Origin of the sequence: Arthrobacter russicus, from assembly GCF_031454135.1 — a bacterium.
GTDB lineage: Bacteria > Actinomycetota > Actinomycetes > Actinomycetales > Micrococcaceae > Renibacterium > Renibacterium russicum.
This window is the reverse complement of the sequence record NZ_JAVDQF010000001.1, coordinates 923,655-945,088: the sequence shown is the minus strand read 5'-3', so window position 1 is coordinate 945,088 and position 21,434 is coordinate 923,655. Positions and strand designations below refer to the sequence as shown.

At 66.2% G+C, this 21,434-nt stretch carries 17 protein-coding genes; 11 read left to right on the top strand and 6 right to left on the bottom strand.

Annotated elements, in window-relative coordinates; translation table 11 throughout:
* Positions 1 to 10 precede the first annotated feature (10 nt).
* A complete protein-coding gene (locus tag JOE69_RS04450; RefSeq protein ID WP_309796416.1) occupies positions 11 to 643 on the bottom strand; it encodes a LysE family translocator in 633 nt (210 codons plus the stop codon).
* Between the two features lie 51 nt (positions 644 to 694).
* Positions 695 to 1,450: an SDR family oxidoreductase gene (locus JOE69_RS04445; RefSeq protein ID WP_296365086.1), complete on the bottom strand. Its 756-nt coding sequence runs from the start codon at positions 1,448 to 1,450 to the stop codon at positions 695 to 697.
* A gap of 72 nt (positions 1,451 to 1,522) precedes the next feature.
* Here JOE69_RS04445 and JOE69_RS04440 point away from each other — a divergent pair, with 72 nt between their 5' ends.
* Complete coding sequence (locus JOE69_RS04440; protein ID WP_309796415.1) at positions 1,523 to 2,245, top strand: TetR/AcrR family transcriptional regulator; 723 nt, start codon at positions 1,523 to 1,525, stop codon at positions 2,243 to 2,245.
* A gap of 39 nt (positions 2,246 to 2,284) precedes the next feature.
* Here the strand turns inward: JOE69_RS04440 and hutH are convergent, their stop codons facing one another.
* Entirely contained in the window at positions 2,285 to 3,844 is a 1,560-nt protein-coding gene (gene hutH, locus JOE69_RS04435) for a histidine ammonia-lyase (protein WP_309796414.1), read from the bottom strand.
* A gap of 132 nt (positions 3,845 to 3,976) precedes the next feature.
* Between hutH and JOE69_RS04430 the strand changes: the two genes are divergently transcribed.
* The 5 genes from JOE69_RS04430 to JOE69_RS04410 all read left to right on the top strand — a co-directional run bounded on the left by JOE69_RS04430 (position 3,977) and on the right by JOE69_RS04410 (position 10,208).
* A complete protein-coding gene (locus tag JOE69_RS04430) occupies positions 3,977 to 4,660 on the top strand; it encodes an IclR family transcriptional regulator (RefSeq protein ID WP_309796412.1) in 684 nt (227 codons plus the stop codon).
* Between the two features lie 64 nt (positions 4,661 to 4,724).
* Positions 4,725 to 6,479, top strand: a complete 1,755-nt coding sequence (gene hutU / locus JOE69_RS04425) for a urocanate hydratase (RefSeq protein WP_309796410.1) — start codon at positions 4,725 to 4,727, stop codon at positions 6,477 to 6,479.
* Entirely contained in the window at positions 6,476 to 7,732 is a 1,257-nt protein-coding gene (locus tag JOE69_RS04420) for an allantoate amidohydrolase (protein ID WP_309796408.1), read from the top strand. Before hutU ends, JOE69_RS04420 begins: the two co-directional genes overlap by 4 nt.
* Positions 7,729 to 8,928, top strand: coding sequence for a formimidoylglutamate deiminase (locus tag JOE69_RS04415; protein ID WP_309796406.1), 1,200 nt, complete (start codon positions 7,729 to 7,731; stop codon positions 8,926 to 8,928). Before JOE69_RS04420 ends, JOE69_RS04415 begins: the two co-directional genes overlap by 4 nt.
* A 14-nt stretch (positions 8,929 to 8,942) precedes the next feature.
* Positions 8,943 to 10,208 carry an amidohydrolase family protein gene (locus tag JOE69_RS04410; protein ID WP_309796404.1) on the top strand — a complete coding sequence of 422 codons (1,266 nt, stop codon included), beginning with the start codon at positions 8,943 to 8,945 and terminating at the stop codon, positions 10,206 to 10,208.
* Here JOE69_RS04410 and JOE69_RS04405 read toward each other — a convergent pair.
* Positions 10,205 to 10,603 (bottom strand): TetR/AcrR family transcriptional regulator, encoded by a 399-nt coding sequence (locus JOE69_RS04405; RefSeq protein WP_309796402.1) that lies wholly within the window; start codon positions 10,601 to 10,603, stop codon positions 10,205 to 10,207. The genes JOE69_RS04410 and JOE69_RS04405 overlap by 4 nt on opposite strands.
* A gap of 114 nt (positions 10,604 to 10,717) precedes the next feature.
* Positions 10,718 to 15,304: an endo-alpha-N-acetylgalactosaminidase family protein gene (locus JOE69_RS04400; protein WP_309796400.1), complete on the bottom strand. Its 4,587-nt coding sequence runs from the start codon at positions 15,302 to 15,304 to the stop codon at positions 10,718 to 10,720.
* 251 nt (positions 15,305 to 15,555) lie between these two features.
* Here JOE69_RS04400 and JOE69_RS04395 point away from each other — a divergent pair, with 251 nt between their 5' ends.
* Genes JOE69_RS04395 through JOE69_RS04375 form a run of 5 tightly spaced genes read left to right on the top strand, consistent with a single transcriptional unit; the run spans position 15,556 to position 19,986 of the window.
* On the top strand, positions 15,556 to 16,458 hold the full coding sequence (locus JOE69_RS04395; protein WP_309796398.1) for an SIS domain-containing protein: 903 nt from the start codon (positions 15,556 to 15,558) through the stop codon (positions 16,456 to 16,458).
* A gap of 20 nt (positions 16,459 to 16,478) precedes the next feature.
* On the top strand, positions 16,479 to 17,426 hold the full coding sequence (locus JOE69_RS04390; RefSeq protein WP_309796396.1) for an ROK family protein: 948 nt from the start codon (positions 16,479 to 16,481) through the stop codon (positions 17,424 to 17,426).
* Entirely contained in the window at positions 17,423 to 18,340 is a 918-nt protein-coding gene (locus JOE69_RS04385) for a 1-phosphofructokinase family hexose kinase (protein WP_309801156.1), read from the top strand. Before JOE69_RS04390 ends, JOE69_RS04385 begins: the two co-directional genes overlap by 4 nt.
* Complete coding sequence (locus JOE69_RS04380) at positions 18,340 to 19,179, top strand: class II fructose-bisphosphate aldolase (RefSeq protein ID WP_309796394.1); 840 nt, start codon at positions 18,340 to 18,342, stop codon at positions 19,177 to 19,179. Before JOE69_RS04385 ends, JOE69_RS04380 begins: the two co-directional genes overlap by 1 nt.
* Positions 19,180 to 19,194: 15 nt before the next feature.
* Positions 19,195 to 19,986, top strand: coding sequence for a DeoR/GlpR family DNA-binding transcription regulator (locus tag JOE69_RS04375; RefSeq protein ID WP_309796392.1), 792 nt, complete (start codon positions 19,195 to 19,197; stop codon positions 19,984 to 19,986).
* A gap of 51 nt (positions 19,987 to 20,037) precedes the next feature.
* Here the strand turns inward: JOE69_RS04375 and JOE69_RS04370 are convergent, their stop codons facing one another.
* Entirely contained in the window at positions 20,038 to 21,393 is a 1,356-nt protein-coding gene (locus JOE69_RS04370; protein ID WP_309796390.1) for an MFS transporter, read from the bottom strand.
* Positions 21,394 to 21,434: the final 41 nt, after the last annotated feature.

Here is a 21,434-nt window from a genome sequence, read left to right as displayed (position 1 = left end):
CCGCCCGGGGTCAGGACTCGGCGACGGTGCTGACCGCGATGCCGACGCCCAAGGCGGCGAGGATCCCGCTGGTGCTGCGCTCAATCATCTGGCTGACCTTGGGCTTTTTGAACCATCCGACCATCCTGGCCGCGGCGAAAGCCAGGATCGCCAAGTAGGCCATGCCGACCGCTCCGTTGATCCCGCCGAGCAGCAACGCGATCGGCAGCGCGGCGCCGTCGTGCGGCAGGAACTGCGGCACCACCGCGAGGTAGAACAAGCCGACCTTCGGGTTCAGCATGGTGGAGAGGGCGCCGGCGGTGAAGCCGGAGCGGAGGCTGACCTTGCGGGCCTCGGGGAGTTCCGGCAGCTTTGCCGCTTTGCGGGACTTCAGGAAAGAAGAAACGCCCAGATAGATCAGATAGGCCGCACCGAGCAGCTTGATTCCGCGGTAGATTTCGGCGGACTGCTCCAGCAGCGCGGTCAGGCCGACGCCGGCCAGCAAGGCCCAGACCAGGGTGCTGATCGAACAGCCCAGGGCGGCCGCCAATCCAGAGCCGATCCGGGCGAGCGAAAAGCGGAGCACTAGGAAGGAATCCGGCCCGGGCGTGATCACCAGAAGCGTGCACAGACCCAGGAATGCGAAGAAGGATGCGAGCGTCACACCTGAGTGTAACGCCCGCATCCTCCGCCCAGGCAACTGAATTCGAACGGGTCACCGGGTGGTGTAACCGCCGTTGGCGAAGAGGGTTTGGCCGGTGATCCAGCCGCCGTCCGTGGCCAGGAAGGTCACGATCGGCGCGATCTGCTCGATTTTGGTCAAATCGTCGCCCATGGCCTGCGATTTGTGGAAAGCCACCCGCTCCGGAGTCTCCTGCCCGTAAAAGAACGGAGTGTCCATCGGGCCGGGGGCGATGTTGTTGACCGAGATCTTCCGGCCGGCCAATTCCTTGGCCGCGGCGCGGGTGAAATGCTCCACCGGAGCCTTCGCCCCGGCATAGGTCGAGTAGCCGTCGGTGAACGCCGCGAGCAACGAGGTCACGATGGTCACGATCCGGCCGCCGTCGTTGAGCTGCTTGGCAGCCTCCTTGATGAAGAAGAACGCCGCCTTGGCGTTGACGTCGAACATCGCGTCGTATTCGGCTTCGCTGATCTCCACGATCGGTTTGCGCAGCACCATGCCCGCGGTGTTCACCGCGATGTCGATGCCGCCGAAGGCGGTTTTGGCCTGACTGAAAAGCTGTTCGACATCGGCCGGTTTACTCAAATCGCCGTCCACGACGAGGCCTGCCGCGCCGGCCTGCTGGATCGCGGCGAGGGTTTCCCGGGCGGCGGCTTCGCTGCCGGCCGAGTGGTAATGCACCACGACATTGGCACCCAGATCTGCCAATTGGCGGCTGATCAGCCCGCCGAGGTTTTTCGCCCCAGCCGCGACCACTGCGGTTTTTCCGGTCAAAGTTCGTTCAGTCATGTCGATCCCCTTCGTCTGCTGAAACTGTTAGGAATAGTCCTGTATCGCTGATACATGAGTTAATATATCAACGTGAAACAGCATGCTGAAAGCCCGACCAAACAACGGTTGCTCGACGCCGCGGCGGAGCTGGTCAGCGGCTCGCCCAACCAAGACGTCCCAATCCGCGCGATTTGCGAACGCGCGGGCGTGCAGCTGCCGACGCTGTACCACTATTTCGGCAGCAAGGACGGGCTGATGGACGCCCTGGTGAGCTTCGCTTTCGAAAGCTATCTGAACGCGAAATCGGACCAGCCGCGACTGGCGGACCCGATCGAGGTGTTGCGCCGCGGCTGGGACAACCACGTGGAGTTCGGCTTGCAGAACCCGCAGCTCTACGCGCTCATGTACGGCCGGACGCACCCGGGCGGGCGGCCGAGCGCCGCGCGCGAGGTGGAGCGGTTGCTCCTGCTGCGCACCCAGGAAGCCTTTGCCGCGGGGCGGCTGAAGGTGCACGCGGAACTCGCCGCGGCGCAGATCCTCTCCACCAATATCGGCGTCACCTTGGCTCTGATCACCGAGGCTACCGAGCTTCCGGACCTGCGGGTTTCGGAAAGCGTCCGGGACTTGCTGCTCGGCGCCATCTCCAGAGCCGCTGATCCCGAAGCCGCCGATGCTGCTCAGCCGTGGCGGTCGGTCATCGCGAAAGAAGCCGCGGATTTGGCCGCAGCACTGGAAATCGCCCAGCCGGAGCAGCTTCCATTGCATCCGCGTGAGACCGCATTGCTGCGGCATTGGCTGCAGGAACTGGGCTGAGCCGGCGTCTGGCTGAATCGGCGTCTGGGCCGATCCGGGCTAAAGCAGCGGCTCGGCGAGTGCGGCGTTCACCGCATCGAGCAACGAACCATCGTCCACGAGCCGGCGCACCGCCTCGATTTCCGGAGCCAGGTAACGATCGGTGCCCGGGCCGGGCACCTGCTCGCGGATCAGCGCGCGCGCCGCAGTGGTGGCGGCCGAGCCTTTGGACTGCGCTACGCCGCCATCCCGGAAGTCCATGGCCCGGGCTGCGGTGAGGATTTCGATCGCCAGCACCCGGGTCAGCCCGTCGAGCGCCCGGCGGAGTTTCAGGCCCGCGGCCCAACCCATCGAGACGTGGTCTTCCTGCATCGCCGAAGAGGGAATCGAGTCCACTGAGGCCGGGGCGGCCAACCGTTTGAGCTCGGAAACGATTCCGGCCTGGGTGTATTGGGCGATCATGTGCCCGGAATCGACCCCGGGATCGTCGGCGAGGAAGGCGTTCAGGCCGTGGTTGCGCGAGGTGTCCAGGAATCGGTCGGTACGGCGTTCGCTCATCGAGGCGACATCGGCCACCGCGATGGCCAGGAAATCCAGGGCGTAGCCCACCGGGGCACCGTGGAAGTTGCCGTTGGATTCGACCCGGCCGTCGAGGGTGACCACCGGATTGTCCACCGCAGAGGCGAGTTCGTAGCCGGCTACCGACTCGACGTGGCTCAACGTGGCCCGGGCGGCGCCGTGGACCTGCGGGGCGCAACGCAGCGAATAGGCGTCTTGCACCCGGGTGAAGGAGCCTTCCGAGCGGTGTTCTGCGATCAGCGCCGAGCCGGCCAGGATCCGCCGGAGGTTCGCGGCGGAAACCTGTTGCCCCGGATGCGGCCGGAGCGCGTGCAGGTCCTCGGCGAAGACCGAGTCCGTGCCCAGCAGCCCTTCGACGCTCATCCCTGCGGCGAGGTCGGCGAGTGCCAGCAGCCGGTGCAGATCGTGCGCGGCCAGGATCAGCATGCCGAGCATCCCGTCGGTGCCGTTGATCAGGGCCAAGCCTTCTTTTTCGCGCAGTTCCACCGGTTCCAGTCCGGCGGCGGCGAGTGCTTCGGCGGCCGGCAGCAGCTCGCCGTCCTGGTTGCGCACCTGGCCTTCGCCCATCAGCGCGAGTGCGCAGTGCGAAAGCGGCGCCAGATCGCCGGAGCAGCCCAGCGAGCCGTATTCGCCCACCACCGGCGTGATCCCGGCATTGAGCATGCTGAGATAGGCCTGCACGGTGCCGGGCCGGACTCCGGTCCGCCCGGTGGCCAAGGTGGAGATCCGGTTGAGCATCAAACCGCGGACCACTTCGCGGTCCACTTCGGCGCCCGAGGAGGCGGCATGCGAGCGGATCAGCGAACGCTGCAGCTGGCTGCGCAGCTCGACCGGGATCTGCTTCGTGGCGAGTGCGCCGAAACCGGTGGACACGCCGTAATGCGGCATTTCGTCGTCGACCAGGGCGTCGATGACCGCCCGGGAGTCGGCGATTGCGGACAGCGAGGCCTCAGTCAACTGGACCTTCGCGCCGTGCCGGGCGACTGCCACGACGTCGTCCGGGCTGAGCGCTCCGACGCCGATCTCCACTTCGGTCTTCATCTGTTCCTCGTTTTCTGACGTCTGATCAGCAGCATCTTGCCAATCAATGAAATACGCGTTTCAATAAGTGAAATACATTGCTCGGCAGATTGCAATAGCCCCGAGCTCTGCACCACGAAAAAGGAGGCCCAGGTGGCGGACCCGTCCACCCGCACGGTCGAGCGCGCATTGAACCTGCTCGCCGCGGTCTGCGATGCCGGGAGTCTGAGTTTGGCCGAATCGGCCAGGGAAACCGGGCTTTCTGCTTCGACCGCGCTGCGCTTGCTGCGCACCATGGAAACCGAAGGCTTCGTCCGCAAGGACGACGACGGCTACCGGCCTGGGATGCGGCTGGTCCAGCTCGGCGCGCAAGCGCTCGCCAACGAGTCCCTGGTCTCCTTGGCCGAGGCCTCGATGACCCGCCTGGTGGCGGCCACTGGAGAATCCACCTACCTCAACGTCAGGTCGGACCAAGGCTCCGACCACGGCATCTACATCGCGGTCCGCGAAGGCACGCACTCGGTGCGGCATTCCAGCTGGGTCGGCCGGAGCATCCCGCTGGACGGCACGGCCGCGGGAGCGGTGCTGCGCGGCGAACTCGGCCCGGCCGGATACGTCGTGGTCAACGACGGAGTGGAGGCCGATGTCACTGCGGTAGCGGCGCCGATCACAGTCGGCGGCCGCACCGTCGGCGCCTTGAGCGTGGTCGCACCCAGCTACCGGATGAGTCCTGCTGAAGCCGAGCGGATCGGTGCCCTGGTGGTGGCCGAGGCGAAATCGGTGCTGCACGCACCGCCGTCCGCGGATCTCCGGCCCGGAACGGCCGCCTCGAGCTGACCGGCGGCGTCCGGGCGGCACCAACCTTCGACCAGCCACAAGAACACGACACAGGAGTCCACCGATGGCATCGTTTACCCAGCACGACCCGAGCCGGTACCAGGACGGCCGCAGCATCCGCGCCGCCCGGGGGAGCGGCCTCAGCGCCAAGTCCTGGCAAACCGAAGCACCCCTGCGGATGCTGATGAACAACTTGGATCCGGAGGTGGCCGAACGCCCGGAGGACCTGGTGGTCTATGGCGGCACCGGCCGGGCAGCACGCAGCTGGGAAGCCTACGATGCCATTGTGCAGAGCCTCACCACGCTGGAGTCGGACGAAACCCTGCTGGTGCAGTCCGGCAAGCCGGTGGGCGTCTTCCGGACCAATGAGTGGGCGCCGCGGGTGCTGTTGGCCAATTCCAATCTGGTCGGCGACTGGGCCACCTGGCCGGAGTTCCGCAAGCTCGAAGCCGAAGGGCTGATGATGTACGGGCAGATGACCGCGGGGTCCTGGATCTACATTGGCACCCAGGGCATTCTGCAGGGCACCTTCGAGACTTTCGCCGCGATCGCGGCGAAGCTCTTCGCCGAGCAGCGGATCGATGCGCCCACGCTCGCCGGCACGCTGACCCTGACCGGCGGCTGCGGCGGGATGGGCGGTGCGCAGCCGCTCGCCGTGACGCTCAACGGCGGCGCCTGCCTGATCATCGACGTCGACGAGAGCCGGATGCGGCGCCGGGTGGGCAAGCGCTATCTGGACGAAGTGGAAACCGATCTGGACGCGGCGCTGGCCAAAGTGCTGGCCGCCAAGGCGGAAAAGCGGGCGTTGTCGGTGGGCTACGTCGGGAACGCCGCCGAGGTCTTCCCGGACTTGTTGGCCCGGCACCTGGCGGGCGAGATCAGCATCGACATCGTCACCGACCAGACCAGTGCGCACGATCCGCTCAGTTACCTGCCGGAGGGGGTTTCGCTCGAGGAATGGCAGCGTGAAGCCACCGGTGATCCGGACGGCTTCACCAAGAAGTCCCAGGTGTCGATGGCCCGTCAGGTCGAAGCGATGGTCGGATTCCAGGATGCCGGGGCTGAAGTCTTCGATTACGGCAATTCGATCCGCGACGAGGCGCGCAAGGGCGGTTTCGAGCGCGCCTTCGAGTTCCCGGGTTTCGTGCCCGCCTACATCCGGCCCTTGTTCTGCGAAGGGCTCGGCCCGTTCCGCTGGGTGGCGCTCTCCGGCGATCCGGCGGACATCGCGGTGACCGACGCCGCGCTGAAGGAACTGTTCCCGGACAACCAGCACTTGCACCGCTGGCTGGATGCGGCCGCCGAACATGTGGAATTCGAAGGCCTGCCGGCCCGGATCTGCTGGTTGGGCTACGGCGACCGGGCGAAGGCCGGCCTGCTCTTCAACCGGCTGGTCGCCGAAGGCAAAGTCTCCGCCCCGATCGTGATCGGCCGGGACCACCTGGATTCCGGCTCGGTGGCTTCGCCGTACCGGGAAACCGAAGCCATGGCGGACGGTTCCGACGCGATTGCGGACTGGCCGCTGCTCAATGCCTTGCTGAACACGTCTTCGGGTGCCACCTGGGTGTCCATCCACCACGGTGGCGGGGTGGGCATCGGCCGCTCGATCCACGCCGGACAGGTGTCCGTTGCGGACGGCACCGAGTTGGCGGCGCAGAAGTTGGAGCGGCTGCTCACCAATGACCCCGGTATGGGAGTGATCCGGCACGTCGACGCCGGCTACGACCGGGCCAGCGAGGTCGCCGCCGAACGCGGGGTCCGGATCCCGATGGCCGCTGCGGCATCGGCAACGGCCGAGCCGGGGAAAGTCGCACCATGAGTTCCACCGAGCGCCCGGCAACGGTCAGCTCGTTGCTCGGCTCGATTTCCGACGTCGGCCGGGATGCGGCCCGGGGCGGTTACAGCCGCCCGGTCTATTCGACCGCCGAACTGGACCTGCGCAGTTGGTTCCGGGACGAAGCGCAACGGCGCGGGCTCGAGGTCCGCACCGACCGCAATGGCGTGTTGTGGGCCTGGTGGGGGCCAGAGGCACAGGATTCGTTGGTCACCGGAAGCCACCTCGACTCGGTCCCCGGCGGCGGAGCCTTCGACGGGCCGTTGGGCGTGGCCGCCGCATTGGCCGCGGTCGATGTGCTCAAAGCCCGCGGCGTGACCGCCGGCCAGGGCCGCCGATCGCTTGCGGTGACGGTTTTCCCCGAGGAAGAAGGCTCAAGGTTCGGCATCGCTTGTCTGGGCTCGCGCTTGTTGACCGGGGCGATCGACGCGGACAAGGCCCGCAATCTCAAGGACGCGGAAGGCAACAGCTATGCCGAACTGTCTGCCCGCAACGGCGTGGATCCCCGGGGCCTGGGCGCCGATCCGGAGGCGCTGTCCCGGATCGGGCAGTTCGTCGAACTCCACGTGGAACAGGGCCGCGGCCTGATCGATGCGGACCCGATCAGTGGGGGAGCTGCCGGAACCGGCTTCCCGGTTGCCGTGGGCGGTGCGATCCTGGGCCACGGACGTTGGAAATTCAGCATCTCCGGCCAGGGAAACCACGCCGGCACCACGCTGATGGCGGACCGGGCCGATCCACTGGTGGCTGCGGCGCAGATCATCCTGGCTGTGCAGAAGACCGCTGCGGCCCGGGACGGGGCCCGGGCCACGGTCGGCCGGATCCTGCCGATTCCCGGTGGCACGAATGTGATCGCATCGAAGGTGGAGCTCTGGTTGGACGTCCGGCATCCGGACGACGCGGTCACTGCTGCGATCGTGCAGAAGATCCACGGCCAGGCCCAGATCGCGGCGGCCAACGAAGGCTGCACGGTGAGCCTCGCCGAAGAGTCGCTGAGCCCGACGGTCGGTTTCGACATGGGTCTGCAGCGGCGGTTGCAGGCGCTATTGCCGGGCGCCCCGGTGCTGGACACCGGTGCCGGGCATGACGCCGGAATCCTGGCTTCGGTGGTACCGTCCGGGATGCTTTTCATCCGGAACCCCACTGGAATTTCGCATTCGCCGCAGGAACAGGTCGAGGAAGCCGACGCAGATTACGCCGCCACGGCGCTGGCCGATGTCCTGGAGGGCTTGCTGTGACGGCCGTTTTCCCGGCCGCGGTCAACGCGCATTCGCACGCTTTCCACCGGGTGCTGCGCGGCCGCACGCATGCCGGATCCGGAAATTTCTGGAGTTGGCGGGACCAGATGTACGGCGCAGCCGATCGGCTGACTCCGGAGCTCTACGAGCAGCTGGCCACCGCGGTGTACGCGGAAATGGTGGTTGCCGGGTACACCGCGGTGGGCGAATTCCACTACCTGCACCATCGGCCGGATGGTTCGCGGTATCCGCAGCACGAGATGGAGTTCGCGCTGGCCCGGGCCGCCCGGAAGGCCGGCATCCGGCTGGTGCTGCTGGACACCTGCTACCTCGACGGCGGCTTCGACCTGCAACGCCGGGACGGCCGGATCCCGGCCAATCCGACCCAGCGGCGATTCAGCGACGGCGATGCCGCAAGCTGGCTGGCGCGGCTCGCCGCGCTGCGCGCCGCGGTGGCCGGGGAGTTCGATCCGGAGCAGGTCCAGGTGGCCGCCGCGATCCACTCGGTGCGTGCCGTGCCGCCGGAGCAGCTGCGGATCATCGCCGCGGAATTGGATCCTGAACTGGCCTTGCACATCCACCTGTCCGAGCAACCCAGGGAAAATGCCGATTGCCTGGCGGCTACCGGAATGACGCCCACCGGATTGCTGGCCGACTCGGGGTTGCTCGGCTCCCGGCTCTCCGCGGTGCATGCCACCCACCTGAGTGCCGAGGACATCGGCTTGCTCGGCGCGGCCCGGGCCACTGCGGTCTTCTGCCCGACTACGGAGGCCGATTTGGCCGACGGGATCGGCCCGGCGCACGAACTCCTGGCTGCGGGGGTGCAGCTGGCACTGGGCAGCGACCAGCACGCCGTCGTCGATCCCTGGCTGGAAATGCGCTCGCTGGAATACGGCGAGCGGCTGCGCAGCGGAATCCGCGGCCGATTCGGCCCGGAGCAATTGCTCGGGTTCGCGCACGACGGCGGTCTGCGCAGCCTGGGCCTGCCGGAGTACGGGGACCGGGTCGAACTGGACCTGGATTCGGTGCGGACCGTCGGATCGGCCGGCGACCAGTTGCCGATGACCGCGACCGCTGCCGACGTGCTCAGCGTGCAGGTCTCCGGCCGGGAGATCGCGGCCGCCGGGCTGCACGCCGAGCTCGGCGATCCGGCGAAATTGCTGTCCGAAGCGTTCGCGGAACTCGAAGTACTCTGATGACCGGAGATGCCATGCCCAGTGAACCAATTAAGACCAGTGAACTGATCACCAATATCGGCGAATTGATGACCCAAGATCCGGAGCACCGGGTGCTCCGGGACGCCGCACTGGTCCTGGAAGGCGAGCGGATCAGTTGGATCGGACCAGCGGCCCAGGCGCCCGCGGCCGATGCGGTCACCGATGCGGCCGGCCAGGCGGTGCTGCCCGGTTGGGTCGACTCGCACAATCATCTGGTGTTCGGCGGAGACCGGACCGCGGAGTTCGAAGCCCGGATGTCAGGCCAGAGCTATGCCGCCGGCGGCATAGCGGTCACCGTCGGGGCGACCCGGGAGAGCTCCGATGCGCAGCTCGAATCCCTGGCCCGGCAACGGGTCGTCGAAGCGGTTTCCCAGGGCACCACCTATCTGGAGTCGAAGACCGGTTACGGGCTCGACGTCGAGCACGAACGGCGGAGCGCCCGGATTGCGGCCCGGGTCGCCGATGAAGTGACCTTCCTGGGTGCGCATCTGGTACCTGCGGGTTGGGACGCGGATGAGTACACCGACTTGGTCTGCGGCCCGATGCTCGCGGCAGTCCGGCCCTGGGTCTCCTGGGCCGATGTGTTCTGCGAACGCGGAGCCTTCGACGAGGCGCAATCCCGCAGGGTGCTGGCCGCATGCCAAGCGGCCGGCCTGGGCTTGCGGGTGCACGGCAACCAGCTCGGGCCGGGGCCCGGGGTGCGGCTCGCCGTGGAGTTCGGCGCGGCCAGCGTGGACCATCTCAATTACCTCGAGGACGGCGACGTCGCTGCGCTCGCTGGGACCTGGGGTGCGGGTGCGCCGGCCGGAGAGCTCCCGGGAACGGGGTTGGGCACCGTGGCCACCTGCTTGCCGGCCTGCGATTTGTCCACCCGGCAACCGCTCGCGCCGGCCCGGAGGTTGTTGGACGCCGGCGTTCCGGTGGCGCTCGCCGCGAACTGCAATCCGGGCACCTCGTTCACCACCTCGATGCCGTATTGCGTGACCACGGCGGTGCTCCAGATGGGGCTCAGCGTGCATGAAGCGGTCCGGGCGGCTACTTGGGGCGGCGCATTGGCCTTGCGGCGGCATGTGGGTGAAGACCTCGACGGGCACCGCGCGGTCGGCTCGATCGCGGTCGGGCACCGGGCCGATCTGCAGCTGTTGGCGGCACCCAGTGCGACCCACCTGGCCTACCGGCCGGGGGTGCCGTTGACCAGAGCGGTCTGGCGGGCCGGCCGGCAAGTCGTCGGCGGCCGCGCGGCGGCTGCGGGGGCTTAAACCAGAGCCAGCACCGTGCTGATCACCCGGGCCGATTCGGCCGGGTCCGCGGCGACCAGTTCCACGCAGGCGTTCACTACCAGGCAGGACCGGCGATCGCTTTGGCCTTGTTGTTCCGCGACGACCTCGGACATCAGATGCCGCAGCACGTCGCGGCCGGTGCCCGGCAGCTGCGCATAGTGCTGCCGCTGCGCCGCTTTGGCGTCGCCATAGCGGGCCAGAGCCAGCCGATAGCTTGCCGGCTTGCTCGGGAAGGCGTTGTAGAGGCTGCTCCGGGACAGTCCGGTGCGGGCACAGAGGTCTTCGGTGGACGTCGCGGCGTAGCTGCTGCCCCAGAATTCGTCGACAATGGCATCGAGCGTCGCGTCGTGGTCGAGTTTCCTGGGCCGTGCCATGCCACCATCCTAGGGAGTCTCCGCCTCCGGCAGCCAACCGCGGCACCCGACGCGAAAAGCGGCGCAGCCCGGAAGGGACTGCGCCGCCTTGAGCATGCTCAGTGCGTCAACCGATCACGGGCGGCCGCGATGCTGGCGGACCGCCAGAGCGGCCACGCCGCTGAGTACGAGCAGCAGGGCCACGCCCAGAGGCGCCAGCCAGGCGCCGACGCCGGTCAGCGCCAATTCGCCGCCGGCCGGATCGGCTCCGGACTTGATCTCGGCCACGGTATTGCCGTTGCTGCCCGCCGTCCCGGCGCCATTGGTTCCAGCGTCACTGTTTCCAATTCCGTTGGTTCCGGCACCGTTGGCACCGGCGCCGGAAGTGCCATTGCTGCTTCCGCTGCTGTTGCCTGCGGTATTGCTGGTGCCGGCCGCATCGCTGCCGGTGGGTGCCGCGATGACTTTCACCGACCGCGCCCCGGTTGCTGCGAGGCCGTTCTTGTCAGTGCCGCTGACCACGATCCGGTGCTCGCCTACGGCGGTGCCCAGCGGTATGGTCACCGGCAAGCTGGCCACGCCGTCCGGACCCGCGGTGGCGCTGCCCAGATCCACCGGATCGGAGCGCAGCTCGGTTTTCAGTTCGCTGCCCGGGGCCAGATCCGCTACCCGCACCGTGAGCCCGGTGCCGGGGAGCAGGGTGCTCGGATCGACTGAAAGCTCCGGTTGCAAGTTCAGCGGGGCCACCGGCGCGCTGCACAAGAACTTCGCATCGGCCCAATCCGCCCAGGCATTCCCGTTGTTTCCGCCGACCACATCGGCCTTGAGCTCGACGTATTTCGCCCCGTTGAGCGGCACCGAAATGGTTGCCGGGGCCGCACCGCCTTTCATCACCGGCGAGGTGTACAACGTGCTGCCGTCGCCGACCACCGAGAAAACCGCTTGGCCGCGGGGCTTCTGGATGTCGTCGATGCCGATCACCGCAGTGAACGCCGAGCACTGGGAACCGACGTAATAACGGATGTTCGAGGCGGCGTGCGCACCGAGTCCTTTGGTGTACACCTTGCCGCCGAGGGTCAACGGCGGCCCGTCGCCCTGGCCCTGCTCGCCATTCGCCTGGTCCCGTTCCACCGGTCCCCAGCCATTGGCCGGAGTGCCGATCCACTTCATGTCCGAAGCGTAGGTGTCCTTGTTGGGTGGGGCGGGCAAGGTGTTGACGTCGACCTGGGCGGTTGTTGTGCGGTCCCCGATGGGGTCTGCGGTAGTGCGGTAGTCGGCTTTCGAGGTGACCGTGAAATCACCCTCGGAGCTGGCCGGCACCTCGACCTCCCAGTCGGTCCGTAGGCTGCCGTTTGCCGGCAGAGTCGCCGCGGTCGCCGGGGTTTTCGCGGTGGCCTTCCAGCCTTCGGGCAGGCCAAGCGAGACGGCCAGATTGCTGATCGGCGCCGACTCGGTGCTGGTGAAGGTGCTCGTGAACCGGTTCACGGCACCAGGCTCGATCACGTCTTGGCCGGAAACCACGGCCAAGGACGCGCAGGCCGGGGTCTCGGTGGACGGGCCCAGGTCTTCGACCAGCAGGTTGTCCAGGGAGAACTCACCCTTGCCCGCATTGACGTTCCGCAAGCCGACCCAGCTCGCACCACAGGAACTCGCGTTGATGGTTTGCGTCCAACGGGTCGTCTGGGTAGCCACACCGATTGGCGTAGCGCTGGTCTGTACCGTCCGGCCGGTGTTGTCGTAACCGGAGACCCATTGGTAGGTGCCGGCTTCCGAGGCCTGGTAGTCGAAGGACACTTTGTACTGCCGGCCGGGCTGCATCGGCACCGTGTAGTTGCTGGTCCGGTAGACCAGACCCGCGTTCTCCTGATGGCTGTGCAAGGAGAAATCTCCGCCGAGCACATCCGAGGTGGTCTTGTTGTTCCAACCGGCCTGGGTGTACGGCTCATTGCGTTTGGCGATATGTGTGCGTGGATCGTTGACGCCACCGGCGTCGCCCTTGACGAACGGCCCCCAGCCCTGGTCGGTGTTCTCGAAATCTTCCGAGAGCACCCCGGTGCTGGGCACCCGCTCGGTGCGCACCGCGCGGACGTCGTCGATCCGGACACTGGCTGCGCCTGGGGGCGCAGAGATGGCCAGCTGCGGAGTGTCGCCAGCTTTGGCATCGATCAAGACCCGGAGCCGCTGGAAGTAGCTGTCCCGCTTCTCATCCGCCCCGACCTGGTTCCGGGCACCGGACTGATCCACGGTCACGCTGGCCGGCGCAGCTCCGACTCCGGTGACGCTCAACGTCGTCGGGCGTTTCTGGCCAGGCTGGATCTCCACCCAGGCGCTCACCGAGTAGGTGCCGGCCTGCAGCGGCGCCAGCTGCTGCGAGATGCTGGAGCCGAGCGGTCCCAGCTTGGCGACGAGCTGGCCCTTGTCCATCCGCTCAATCGAGGCGCCCCCGGTGGGGTTCCACGCCTGCAGGTTCCCGGCATTGAAGCCCGGGTCCTGGAACGGCGTGCCCGCACCGTAGTTCGCGGCCGGTACGGTGGTAGTCGCCGGGACCGGGACCAACACATACGGCTGGTTCGGCAGTGCCACCAGGCTGACCGAGCCGTTGACCACCGGAACCACGAGCGGCGATTCCCGCCCGTTGTCGGTGAGCCGGTACATGGTCAGCGAGCTGGCTTTGGCGAAGTCCCCGGTGAGCTGCCAGGTGCTCGTGCCGCCGTTGGCGCTGTAATGGTAAAGCTTTTCCTGGCCCGGATCGTTCGCGGCGCCCGGTCCGAACTGCGCTGGATCGGCGGACCAGGGCAGCAGATAATTGCTGCCGTTCAGCACGGTTTTGCCGTCCTGGCTGATCACCCGGTTGCCGGCGTTGCTGCCCGTGACGCTGAGCCCGCCGGTGAAGTCGATCCGGTCCGGGGTCCATTTGGTGATCTCCTGCTGCTGCAGGAACTTGGTGGGCAGGTTGGTGGTCCAGATGTTCTTGCTGAAGGCGTTGTAGTCGTTCTGGCCAGTCCAGCCTTCGAACTCCTTGACCTGCGCATTGCCCAACCGGGGGTCCGGGTTCCAGGTGTCTTTGGTGCTGTTGCCCACGAAGCGCAGGATCTGCGAATTGATGCCCTTGTTGCCGCTGCCGCCGTAATTCTCATCGGCGGACCAGTGCGACCAGGTGGTGTTCGTGGCCAAGCTGTTCGACCATTCCGAGGTCACGCTGAACCCGGAGTCATTGAGCGCCTTCTGGGTCCGGTACGCGGCCCAACCCGGGGTGTAGTAAGTGTCCACATACGTCATGGTCAGGTTCGGTCCGGCTTCGCTGCGCAATTGCTTGACCCGGTTTTCCAAACTCCCCGAGCCGATATCCCAGTTCTGGTTGATGAAGTAGGCCTGGTCCAACCAGTTCCAGTTGCGCTGAAGCGGTTGCCTGGTGATGTTTTCGTTGAACGAATTCGCCTCCGGATAAACTTCGGTGGCATTGATGTGCACGCCGAAGGTCGCACCATAGGCTGCGCCGTCTTTGAGCAGGCTGTTCATATCGGCCAAGCCGCCGGCCCGCTCGTTGTAGTTGCCGCCGAAGTCGGAATTCGCCGAATCATGGCCTTCCGAGGTGTAGCCCTTCAGGAGCGCCATCTGGCCCAAGCCGTCGGTTGCCGCGGCAATCCGTTTCACATTGTCCAGGGTGCGCAGGAACGGATTGGTGGCTTGGCTGGCGAAATTGAACGGGATATGCGTGATCACCCGGTTCTTCACATCGGCGCTGCCCAAGGGCTTCCGCTCGATGCTCCGGTAGGCAATGGCGGCATCCTGCCAATCTACGGTGCCGTCGGCATTGGCATCGGCTCCGATCACCACCCTGCTCCAGGGCAGCTCCTCGGTTTGGCTGGAACCGGCAGCCCGGTAGAGCCAAGCGCCGGAGGAAACGCCCATTTTGACTCCGCCGGCGGCGTCCGAGACGGCTTGCCGCCAGAATCGGCCGCCTTCCGAACTGGCATTCGGGCTGTTCGAATCATAGAGCGAATTGGTATCGAAGGCGGCGGCCAGCTGATCCGTGCTGGCCAACGAGAGATTCGCCTTCTTGGCCGCCGCATCGACCGGAGTGCCAGCGGTGATCGGGGTGATCGTGTCTCCGGAAACCGCGCGGTCCACTGAGATCACAGCCGACGCGACGGTTGCTCCGGGCTCGGTCGAGGAAACCGTGACCAGATCCTGGTTCTTGATCTGCAGGTTATTGACCCGGTTCTGCGCGGTGTCAGTGATTTTGGTGACTGAAAAGGTCACCACCGAGCCGTCCACCGCGAGCTTGGCCTCCAGCGAGACACCGCTGAGGTTGCCCGGCGTCAAAACGTAGGACATGGTCTTCGGATCGGATTCCGTGGCGGTCACCTGGACCGGCTGATCGGTTCCGTTGATGGTGAGCGAGGATGCCACCGAGGTGGCCCCGGTCAGGCTCTTGCCGGTAGCCGATTGGGTGTACTTGAGTGCCTGCGGGAATGCGGTGGAGACCTGGACGCTGAGCACATCGGAACTGATGGTTTCGGCTCCGGCCGGATCCTGGGCGGTGGCCGGAGCGGCCGAGGCCAGGCCGCCGGCGGCGAGCCCGCCCAGGGCCAGGGCACCGGCGGCGGATGCGGCGACCAGCCTGCGGCTTCTGGATACCGCGGCTGGACGGTGCTGATGTGGACGGTGCTGATGTGGACTGTGCGGATTCAATCTGCGCTCTGCTGACCCCAATGGCATCTTGCTCTCCTCGTCGAGTGTGCGTCCAGCGGCTGCTTTGCCAACCGTGTGAACCGGATGTGCAGGCACTATGCAGATCCGGGGTTGCGTCTATCTTGCCGTAGTAGCGATGGCGCGACAAGAGGTTTCAATCAAAAAAATGATTGAATTAAGGTATTGAGATGATCGCAATGTAGATGATTGCGTCAGGAAACATCATCGCGTGATATCTTCGCAGTAGCTTTTGCTAGCCGAACCAGGAGAATGTTCCTATGACTGATTACCTTGTCCGTACCGGTGCCTTCATGGAGGCAGAACTTCGCAGCCAGCCGGATGTCTGGGAGCAGGCCATTGCCCAGTCCGCACGGGAGGACCTGCTGCCGCCGCACGGCGCCAAAGTCGCCGTCGTCGGCTGTGGCACGTCCTGGTTCATGGCGCAGAGCTATGCGGCTGCCCGGGAAGCTGCGGGGCTGGGTCTGACCGATGCCTACGCCGCTTCGGAGGCGAACCTGGACCGGGATTACGACGCGATCATCGCGCTGACCCGTTCCGGCACCACGACCGAGGTACTGGAAATCCTGCGCGATTTCCGCGGCAAGGTACCGACCACGCTGATCGTCGGGGATACCTCGTCGCCGGCGGTTGAACTCGCGGATACCGTGATCGGGCTTTCCTACGCGGACGAGAAGTCGGTGGTGCAGACCCGGTTCGCGACCGCCGCCTTGAGCTACCTGTTGAGCAGCCTCGGCCTGGACCTGACGCTCGCCGTGGCGCAAGCCCGGCAGGTACTGGACGAAGAGCTCGCGGAATCCTTGATCGCGGCGGAACAGTTCACCTTCCTCGGCCGCGGCTGGACCATCGGTCTGGCGCACGAAGCCGGGCTGAAAATGCGCGAAGCCGTCCAAGGCTGGACCGAGTCCTACCCGGCGATGGAGTACCGGCACGGTCCGATCTCGATCGCCGCACCGGGCCGGGCGACCTGGATCTTCGGCCCGGCGCCGGTCGGGTTGGCCGAGGAAGTGGCCCGCACCGGGGCCGAGTTCCTCGGCGGCGAGCTGCACCCTTTGGCGGAATTGGTCAAGGTGCACCAGCTGACCCTGGAGCGCGCCCGGGTCCGCGGCTTGGACCCTGATCTGCCGCGTCATCTGAGCCGCTCGGTGATCCTGGACGACTGAGCCGCACCTAGACTTTTCGTATGGAGAACACATCCGCCGTACTGGCTTTCGACGTCGGCGGCACTGATACCAAGGCCGGCCTGGTGCTGGGAGCCGATCCGGGGCAGATCCCGGAGATCGTCGACATCCAGCGCTTCCGTACGGCATTGGACCCCGGACGCCCGGGGGAGGTCCTGGTCGATTTCCTCGCCGAGCTGGTGCAGCGCTACCAATCGCAGCATCCGGAAGTCCGGATCGAAGCGGTCGGGCTGACTGTGCCCGGTCTGGTAGACGAAGTGCGCGGCGTCGGGGTCTATGCGGCGAATCTCGGCTGGCGGGAATTCCCGTTCCGGGCGGTACTGGAAGACCGGCTCGGCCTGCCGGTCGCCTTCGGCCACGACGTCGGGACCGCGGGCGACGCCGAGGTGGCGCTCGGCGCCGCGCGGCACGCGGACAACGCGATGATCCTGGTCGTGGGCACCGGAATCGCGGCCGCGCTCTACGTCGACGGGCAACGGCTCAAAGCCGGCGGTTATGCCGGCGAGGTGGGCCATGCCTTGGCGCCGCACCCGGACGGCGGGCTCGGCATCGTGGAGGGCACCGGTTCGGCCGGCGCGATCGCCAAACGCTATGCGGCCCGGACGCCGGGATTCGACGGCGGAGCCCGGGAGGTCCTGGCCTTGGCCAAACAGGGCGACGCCACGGCCGGAGAAGTCTGGGCCGACGCCGTGCAGACCTTGGCCTTTTCGATCGCTCAGGCGGTTGCCATGATCGGCACCAGCAAAGTGGTGCTGGGCGGCGGATTGGCCGAATCGGGGGACGACCTGATGCTCCCGCTGAGTCGCCGGATCGATGAGCTGCTGAGCTTCCAGCCGAGGCCCGAGCTGCTTCGGGCGGCATTGGGCCAGAATGCCGGTCTGATCGGATCGGCGCTGAAAGCCCACCAACGGCGGGCCGAGTGGCTCGCAGCTTCCGGGGCAACCCGATGATCGTGACGGTGACCCCTAATCCGGCAATCGATCTGACCTACCAAGTGGCCGGCATCGTCCCCGGTGGATCGCATCGGGTGCGCCCGCCCTTGCTGCGGGCCGGCGGCAAAGGGATCAATGTGGCCCGGGTGCTGCACGGCCAGGGTGTCCCGGTGCGCGCAGTCGCCACGGCCGGCGGCGACACCGGTACGGAACTCGCCGCCGGACTGGGCGGGATCGAACACCGCCTGGTCCCGGTCGGCGCGGCAACCCGGCGGACCATTGCCCTGGTGGACCAAACGGACGGCGAAACCAGCATCTTCAATGAGTTCGGCGCGTCGCTGCTGCCCGCCGAATGGCAGGCCTTGGCCGCGGCGGTAGCCGATGAGTTGCCGGGGGCGGCGGTGCTGGTGGGGTCGGGTTCGTTGCCGGAAGGAGCGCCGGCGGATTTCTATCCGGGACTGGTGGCTTTGGCCCGGCATGCCGGAATCCCCGCAGTGGTGGATGCTTCGGGCGGCGGGCTGCTTTCCGCGGCGAGCGCCGGGGCGGATTTGCTCAAACCCAATCGGGCCGAACTCCTCGAAGCGACCGGGGAACGCGACTTGGCTGCCGGAGCGCGGATGCTGCTGCGGCTCGGCGCGCACCGGGTCCTGGTCAGCAACGGCGCCGAGGGCATGCTGGGCTTCGAATCCGGCCGGCCCGGGCAGCTGAGTGCTCGGCTGCCGCAACCGCTGGTCGGCAACCCGACCGGGGCCGGCGATGCCGCAGTAGCCGGTGCCGCATCGGTGTTGGCCGCCGGTGAACTGGACTTGCGGGTGCTGCTGTGCCGGGCTGCGGCCTGGGGCTCGGCTGCCGTGCTGATGCCGGGAGCCGGGGAAATTTCGCCGGACTGGCAAGAATTGGAATCGGATTTGATCGTGGAGGAGCTTTCCTAATGCCTTTGACCCCTACCCGTGACTTGATGGCGGCCGCGGTGGCCGGCGAATCCGGCCAAGGCGCGTTCAACGTGCTGCATCTGGAAACGGTGGAAGGGCTGATCGCCGGTGCGGAGGCTGCGGGCCTGCCGTTGATCCTGCAGATCTCGGAGAACTGCGTCGCCTACCACGGCGGACTCGAGCCGATCGCCCGGGCCACGCTGGCCGCGGCGGAGGCTGCTGCGGTGCCGATCGCGGTCCATCTGGACCATGCCCAGGATGAGGCACTGGCGTTGGCCGCCGTCGATTTGGGCTTCGGTTCGGTGATGTACGACGGCGCGCACTTGCCGTACGCGCAAAATGTCGAGGTGACCCGGCGGGTCGCCGACTACGCGCACGCGCGTGGCGTGTACGTCGAAGCGGAATTGGGCGAAGTCGGCGGAAAAGACGGGGCACACGCTCCCGGGGTGCTGACCGACCCGGGCGAGGCGGCGGATTTCGTTGCGGCGACCGGAGTCGATGCGCTGGCCGTGGCGGTCGGTTCCTCGCACGCGATGACCGAGCGCAGTGCGGAGCTGAACCTGGAACGGATCGCGGAGCTCCGGCAGCGGCTTGACGTTCCCTTGGTTTTGCACGGTTCCTCCGGCGTGCCGGATGCGGCCCTGGTGCGCGGAATCGCGGCCGGAATGCGTAAGATCAATGTTTCCACGCATTTGAATGGTTTCTTCACCCGCGCGGTGCGCGAGTTTTTGGCCGAAAACTCTGATGTAGTGGATTCGCGGAAGTATTTGGCAGCGGGCAGATCCGCTTTGGTGCCGGAAGTTTCGCGGCTATTGAGATTATTCGGGCAAAAACCCTGACGGAAGGGCCATCTGATGAACCGTACTGAGCGGCTGACTGCGATCCTTGATCTATTGGCGCAGTCCGGCCAAGTCGAAGTCGAGGATTTGGTCAGCAAGCTCGCGATTTCGCCGGCCACGGCACGTCGGGATTTGGATTCCCTGGCCAATGAACGCCTGCTCAGCAGGACCCGGGGCGGCGCTGTCGCCGGATCGGTGGCTTACGATTTGCCGGGCCGCTACAACCGCGACGACCATGCGGCGCAGAAGCACCAGATCGCGTTGGCGGCCAGCGAACTGATTCCGCGCGGGGCGGTGATCGGGTTGTGCGGCGGAACCACGTCCACGGCTTTGGCCCAAGTGCTCTCCACCCGGGAAGACTTGGCCGAGCCGTCGAACAAACCCACCTTGACCGTGGTCACGAATGCGATCAATATCGCCGCCCAGCTCGCGGTGCGGCCGAATTTCAAGATCATGGTCTGCGGCGGCATCGTCAACCCGCGCTCCTATGAACTGGTCGGACCGTACACCGACATCATCTTGCAGAAGGTGGCCTTGGATTTCGCGTTCATCGGGGTCAACGGGATCGAGCCTTTGGTGGGGCCGACGGTCACCGACGAAGGCGAAGCGACGGTCAATTCGCTGATGGCCCGCCGGGCCGCGGACGCCTACATGCTGGCGGATTCCTCGAAGATCGGCCAGCGGGCTTTCGCCACCATGGAGGGCTACCACTTCCAACGGTTGATCACCGATTCCGGGATCACCCCGGACCAGGTAGAAGCGTTCGCGGAGAACGGCATCGACGTCCTGGTGGCCCCAAACAGCTGATGTTCCGGAGCCACCAACTGCGGCGGATCAATCCAACACGAACTGGCGCGGTCAGCTGGGGACGCCGTCCGGGAATCTCCGATCGGCCGACGGTTCCACTTTGTCCACGATGAAGATGTAGGCGAGTGCGCCGAGCAGTGCGGTTCCGCCAACGTAACCGAAGACCATGCTGTAGTTCTTTCCGGTGGCATCGAGGATCACGCCGACGACGATCGGCGTCAACGCACCGAAGAGATTGACCCAAAAGCCGTAGACTCCCGTGGTCAGTCCGAGCAACCGGGGCTTTGAAATCTCCGCAGCCAACAGCCAGGCGGTGTTCGCCATGCCGGCGAAGAAGAATGAGATGCACAGTATCGCCATGATCGCCGCGGTATTGTCGCGGCCCAGAAGCGGGATGACCGCGATGAGCACTACGCCGCTGAGGCCGATGGTCACGCTGACCCGTCGAGCTTCGCCAGGTTTCTTGCCGGTCTTGACCAACCGGTCGGACAGCCATCCGCTGGTCAGCATTCCGATCATGCCGCAGATGAAGGGCAGCGCGGCCACGAACGCACCACCGGTCTTGAAATTGAAGCCCAGCTGCGAAGCCAGGTAGTCGGGGAACCAGGTGATGAAGAAGAAGACCACCGTCGACGTACCGAAGGCACCCAAGTAGATTCCGACCAGACGCCGTTCGAAAAACACCGAGCGCCAGTCCCGGCGGTCGGGCTTCGGAGGATCGACGACGACCGGCGCTTCCGGTTCGCTGTTGATCAGGTCGATCTCAGCCTGCGAAACTCTTTTCGACTGGTTGGGCACACTGCGCACGAAGACCCACCACAGCACCGTGATCATCAGCCCCAAGACGCCGGCGAAGATGAAGACCGAATGCCAACTGTTGAAAATCCCCAAAATCCAGCCGAGCAGCGGGACCGCGAAAGCCAGGCCAAAGAATGAACCGGTCATGTAGATGCTGACGGCTTTGGCCCTGGCACTGCGCGGGAACCAGTTCCGGGCCAAATTCGAGTTCAACGGGAAAGTCGGTGCTTCAAAGACGCCGAGTCCGAACCGGAACACCGCAAGCATCGGGAAAGTCGTGGCAGTGGCAGTCAGCAAAGTCATCAGGGAGAAACCGCCGATGCTGGCAGTGCCGATCGTCCGAGCGCCGAATTTCTGCATCAAGACGCCGAAAACCAGGATGACCAGGGTGATTGACCAGGCGAAAGCAGAGAGGATGAACCCCATCTGGGTTTCGCTCGCGCCGATCTCGTTTTGGATATCGCCTTTGACCACGGACAGTGTGGCCCGGTCCAGGTAATTGATGAAAGTGGCGGCAAAGAGGAACGCCAAAATCACGTATCGGTAGCGAGTGAGTCCGTTGGGTCGGGTGAAAGCGGGGGTTTCTGCGGTTGCCTTGGAAGACGCCATTGCCGTTCCTTTGCTGCTGAGCGGAACCCACGGGCGCCGCA

Coding starts and splice junctions, on each gene's coding strand:
- JOE69_RS04445 (WP_296365086.1), bottom strand. CDS start 1,450: ATGACTGAACGAACTTTGACCGGAAAAACCGCAGTGGTCGCGGCTGGG.
- JOE69_RS04385 (WP_309801156.1), top strand. CDS start 17,423: ATGATCGTGACGGTGACCCCTAATCCGGCAATCGATCTGACCTACCAA.
- JOE69_RS04390 (WP_309796396.1), top strand. CDS start 16,479: ATGGAGAACACATCCGCCGTACTGGCTTTCGACGTCGGCGGCACTGAT.
- JOE69_RS04400 (WP_309796400.1), bottom strand. CDS start 15,304: ATGCCATTGGGGTCAGCAGAGCGCAGATTGAATCCGCACAGTCCACAT.
- JOE69_RS04410 (WP_309796404.1), top strand. CDS start 8,943: ATGCCCAGTGAACCAATTAAGACCAGTGAACTGATCACCAATATCGGC.
- hutU (WP_309796410.1), top strand. CDS start 4,725: ATGGCATCGTTTACCCAGCACGACCCGAGCCGGTACCAGGACGGCCGC.
- JOE69_RS04370 (WP_309796390.1), bottom strand. CDS start 21,393: ATGGCGTCTTCCAAGGCAACCGCAGAAACCCCCGCTTTCACCCGACCC.
- JOE69_RS04380 (WP_309796394.1), top strand. CDS start 18,340: ATGCCTTTGACCCCTACCCGTGACTTGATGGCGGCCGCGGTGGCCGGC.
- JOE69_RS04405 (WP_309796402.1), bottom strand. CDS start 10,603: ATGGCACGGCCCAGGAAACTCGACCACGACGCGACGCTCGATGCCATT.
- hutH (WP_309796414.1), bottom strand. CDS start 3,844: ATGAAGACCGAAGTGGAGATCGGCGTCGGAGCGCTCAGCCCGGACGAC.
- JOE69_RS04420 (WP_309796408.1), top strand. CDS start 6,476: ATGAGTTCCACCGAGCGCCCGGCAACGGTCAGCTCGTTGCTCGGCTCG.
- JOE69_RS04375 (WP_309796392.1), top strand. CDS start 19,195: ATGAACCGTACTGAGCGGCTGACTGCGATCCTTGATCTATTGGCGCAG.
- JOE69_RS04395 (WP_309796398.1), top strand. CDS start 15,556: ATGACTGATTACCTTGTCCGTACCGGTGCCTTCATGGAGGCAGAACTT.